Below are 4,095 nucleotides of genomic sequence, written 5' to 3' on the forward strand. Positions count from 1 at the left end.
AGTGTCGGCTTGCCCGTGCAGGTCTTGCCGTCCCATTGCATGCCCTCTACGCACCGGGACCAAATCAGTTTGCTTCGCAGGTCTGAGACGTGAGCGCCACTCTTCGATACCACAAGGCTCGGCGACTCAGCCTGACCACCACCTTTAGCCGAGTTCATCGCTATCGAACACACTAAATATGTTCCGATTCGTATGTATCGCATAGCCACTTTCATTTCTGTGAGGTTGCCCATGAAAAGTGGAGTTCTTAGCTCATGACCACAATGCTGGAAAGGAGCGACGAAATGGTCGATAAGCAGGTACGGGGCAAGTACACCCTGGAGTACAAACTGGAGGCGGTTCGGCAAGTCAAGGCCGGGCAGTCGGGTGCGGTGGTGGCCAAGGTTTTGGGCATCCCATCGTCAAGCGTGGCCAACTGGGTTCGCCTGGATGCCAAGGGGCAATTGGGCGCCCCCAGCGCAAGCCAGAAGGCCAGATGGAGATCGCGCGCCTGAGGGCCGAGAACGCCCGACTGAAGATGGAGCGCGACATCGCAAAAAAAGCCGCGGCGTACTTTGCGCAGGATGTGCTGCAAAGTACGCCTGGATCCGGCAAATGAGCGGCAAGGCCTGGCCGGTGAGCCTGATGTGCGAGGTGCTGGAGGTTAGCGCCAGTGGGTACTTCAGCTGGAAGCGCTCGCAGGATGAGCCAGGCAAGGGCCCCAGCCGGTTTCAAAGTGATGAAGCCTTGCTGGCGCACATGCGAGCTATCCACGCCCAGATCAAGGGCGAGTATGGCTGGCCCCGAATGCACAAGGAACTGCTGGCACGTGGCATTCGTGTGGGCAAAGAGCGTGTGCGCGTGCTGATGCAGCGCCATGGCATCAAGGCACGAACGAAGAGGAAATTCGTCGTGACGACCGACAGCAAGCACCACCTGCCGGTGGCACCAGATCTTGTGCAACGGCGCTTCAACCCCGATGCGCCCAACGTGCTGTGGAGCGGCGACATCACCTACATCCCCACTGATGAGGGCTGGCTGTACCTGGCTGCGGTGCTGGACCTGCACAGTCGCCAGGTGGTGGGCTGGAGCATGCAGCCGCACATGCAGACCAGCCTGGTCAAGGATGCGCTGCTGATGGCCTGTTGGCGCCGCAGGCCTGCCAAGGGACTGATATTCCACAGCGACCGAGGCAGCCAGTACTGCAGCCATGAGTTCCAGGCCACGATGAAGGCCTGGGGCATCGACTCATCGATGAGCCGCAAGGGCAACTGCTGGGACAACGCGCCTACCGAAAGCTTCTGGGGGCATCTAAAGGTGGCTTGCGTGTTGGGTCAAAGGTTCACCACCCGAGAGCAGGCCACGGCCGCCATCCTGGACTGGATGGCCTTCTACAATCATGCTCGTTTGCACTCGGCACTGGGTTACCTCAGTCCCATGCAGTACGAGCAACGCTGGCTGGCGGCTCAGCGCAAGAACGCCGCATGACAACCCGGGCTAAGCGCTCCGAAATTCAGGGGCAACCTCACTGAGCCCACCAAGAGTCCTAACGCCACAGGTAAGCCGCACCGGAGTGCGAAGCACGCAGGGAACCCACAAGTGGAACTTGTGGGTGTCGGCTTGACCGAAAAGTTAGGCTGGTGAGCGTAGGCAGAGTAATGCTGATTTGTGACTTCATGCTTCGCTCTATATGTGGCGCAGTGATAGCGCCCATTGCGAGTAGCGCTTGCACAGTGTTGAACTTGCTTGAGAACTCATGCAGTTGTTTGCTGTGTATTACGTTCGAAGGCAAGCAAGCGGCTGAACTCAAATGCCAGCAACCCCAGCATGCCAATGCCGGACGCAAGCGACAAGTACAGACCGACGACAAAGAACTCAGCACCGCTTTCTGTTCGGGTTGTCATGAAGGCCCGCATTAACGGCCCAGCGACCCAACTAAGTACTGACACGAGTAACCCAACATAGAGGCAAAACGTGCCGACTTTGCGCAGGAAAGCGGGAAGGCCTGTGGCTTGAGGTGCGTTAAGCACACATGGAACGCGAGCTACGAGGTAGACGCGATATAGACCAAGACCGAGAAAGACCAGAGGGCCGAGGAGGGAAACAAACCCAAAGCCAGCGCCGCCAGTGGCCAGACCGACCCACCCAGACTTTGCTAGGCCAAATGGCAAGACTGCTGCGAGCAGGACAAGACAGTATGCAAGCTTGAGAGAAGACGATGGTTGTTGGTTCATATAGCGACGGATGGTTCGATCGTGGGAAAAAAGCCTAACGCCCGAGGTAAGCCGCACCGGAGCGCGAAGCGCGCAGGGTACCCACAAGTGAAACTTGTGGGTGTCGGCTTGACCAACCTGTTAGGCTGGGGAGCGAAGGCAGGGTTGCGCACTTCACTTCTGAGTCCGCCCGGAATTCAATGCTGCAGCGATTGCCTCGATAGCTGCACTTTGCCGTGTCAGCAAAGCATTCTGTTCATTGATTGCCGTGAGCATTTTGTCTTGATTTGAGCCCTTGCCATTATATTTACGGGCCAAGAGGAACCAAACAAGAACGAGCAATATCATTGGCCCCCAGGAAACTGCAATCTCTCTTAGCTGACTGTTGCTCTCGCTAGATGATTGCTTATTTGACCTAGAGTGGCCTTCTGCGCTCACCACTCGAACTTGAGCATTGGCATATGTCGCTTGTGTAGTAGCTGCAGCGCCTTGTAGGCGGAAGGAAACTTGCTCGCCAGCAGGGACAACCAAGCCATACATTGACTCACTCAGCACATCAATAGTTTTTCCGCTTGAATCGGTGAGCTTTGCTTCAAGGACTAGGTTGTCAATCCTTTCGGCTGTCGTGTTCTTCAGCTCTCCAATGACTGTTACCAACATTGGGCCCTGCGCCTTGGCGGTACTAACCGAAGCATTGATTACTTGGAGAGCCATATCTGGTTGCTGCAACTCATGATCGTTGCAAGCGAGCGCATTGAGTGAAAGAGCTAATGCGAGCGCGGAGAAAAGTCGTTTCATATCATCGTCCCTGAATTTGAAGAGGCGGATTCAAGCTTGAAGTGCAACACCAGCGATGTTGTCGAGTTTAAGGTCGGCAAAGACCTCAGCCGGAGTGCGGAAGCCGAGGATTTTGCGAGGACGGGTGTTGAGACTTTTCTCAACGGCAGTCAATTGCTCCTGCGTGACCAAGCTGAGATCCATGCCTTTAGGCAAGTACTCGCGAATGAGCCCATTGGCGTTCTCATTGGAACCCCGCTGCCAAGGGCTGTGTGGATCACAGAAGAAGATGTCCATGCGCAAACGCTTAGCCAAGGTTTCATGCAGAGCCATTTCGGTGCCTTGATCGTAGGTCATGGTTTTGCGCAAACTGGAAGGCACGCGACGAAGGCGTTGAGTGAAGCCTTCAAGCACGCAGCCGGAAGAGCTGTTATCCAGCTTAACGAGCATGACGTAGCGGCTTGTCCGCTCGACGATGGTGCCAACGGCTGATGCGTTCCTGGCGCCTTTGATGAGATCGCCTTCCCAATGACCAGGCACGATGCGGGCGGCAATCTCGGGAGGGCGAAGGTCAATGGAGGTCATGTTCTGAATGCCCGTGAACTGGCGAGCAACGCGGCCTCTGGTGCGCCTGCCAGCCTTGCTCTTGCGAAGCATTTTGATGAGCTCAGTGCGAAGCGTGCCGCGAGGCTGAGCATAAATAGCGCAGTAGATGGTTTCGTGGCTCACGAGCGTTGAGGCATTCATGAGCCGAAGTCTGCCAGCAACTTGTTCTGGAGAATAGCCTTGGCGCAGGCCCCCGATGACAGAGCGCCAAAGTGGTGAACCCATGTTCAAGCCGAGCTTGCGTCTAGCCAGCCCGGCTCTTCGCCGACCAGCGCGTTGAACGCGTTGGCCGAAGAATGCAAAGTAGCGCCAGCAGCCTGAGACATTGGCTCGTCTAACCTCGCGCGAGATCGTGGAAGCACTGAACCCCAAAGCTTTGGCGACCTGGCGCTGGCTGTGGCCAGCCATGAGCATCGTGTCAATATTGACGCGATCTACTTCGGTGAGATGTCTGTAGTGAATTCCCATTTGCAGCACCTTAGTTTGAGTAAAGTGTTGCACTTCAATTCTGAGCCCACCA

At 56.2% G+C, this 4,095-nt stretch carries 3 protein-coding genes and 1 pseudogene; 1 reads left to right on the forward strand and 3 read right to left on the reverse strand.

Annotated elements, in window-relative coordinates; genetic code table 11:
• Nucleotides 1–284 precede the first annotated feature (284 nt).
• Nucleotides 285–1,467, forward strand: a pseudogene (locus Q7V20_RS00005) (IS3 family transposase).
• Nucleotides 1,468–1,733: 266 nt separating this feature from the next.
• On the opposite strand, the gene Q7V20_RS00010 reads toward Q7V20_RS00005, so the two are convergent.
• The 3 genes from Q7V20_RS00010 to Q7V20_RS00020 all read right to left on the reverse strand — a co-directional run bounded on the left by Q7V20_RS00010 (nt 1,734) and on the right by Q7V20_RS00020 (nt 4,037).
• Nucleotides 1,734–1,883 carry a hypothetical protein gene (locus Q7V20_RS00010; protein ID WP_304785847.1) on the reverse strand — a complete coding sequence of 50 codons (150 nt, stop codon included), beginning with the start codon at nt 1,881–1,883 and terminating at the stop codon, nt 1,734–1,736.
• Nucleotides 1,884–2,366: 483 nt separating this feature from the next.
• A complete protein-coding gene (locus Q7V20_RS00015) occupies nt 2,367–2,990 on the reverse strand; it encodes an FxLYD domain-containing protein (protein WP_304785849.1) in 624 nt (207 codons plus the stop codon).
• Nucleotides 2,991–3,020: 30 nt separating this feature from the next.
• Nucleotides 3,021–4,037: an IS30 family transposase gene (locus tag Q7V20_RS00020; RefSeq protein WP_370652366.1), complete on the reverse strand. Its 1,017-nt coding sequence runs from the start codon at nt 4,035–4,037 to the stop codon at nt 3,021–3,023.
• Nucleotides 4,038–4,095: the final 58 nt, after the last annotated feature.

The sequence above is a fragment of the Aquabacterium sp. genome, assembly GCF_030652515.1.
Classification (GTDB): Bacteria; Pseudomonadota; Gammaproteobacteria; order Burkholderiales; family Burkholderiaceae_C; genus Aquabacterium.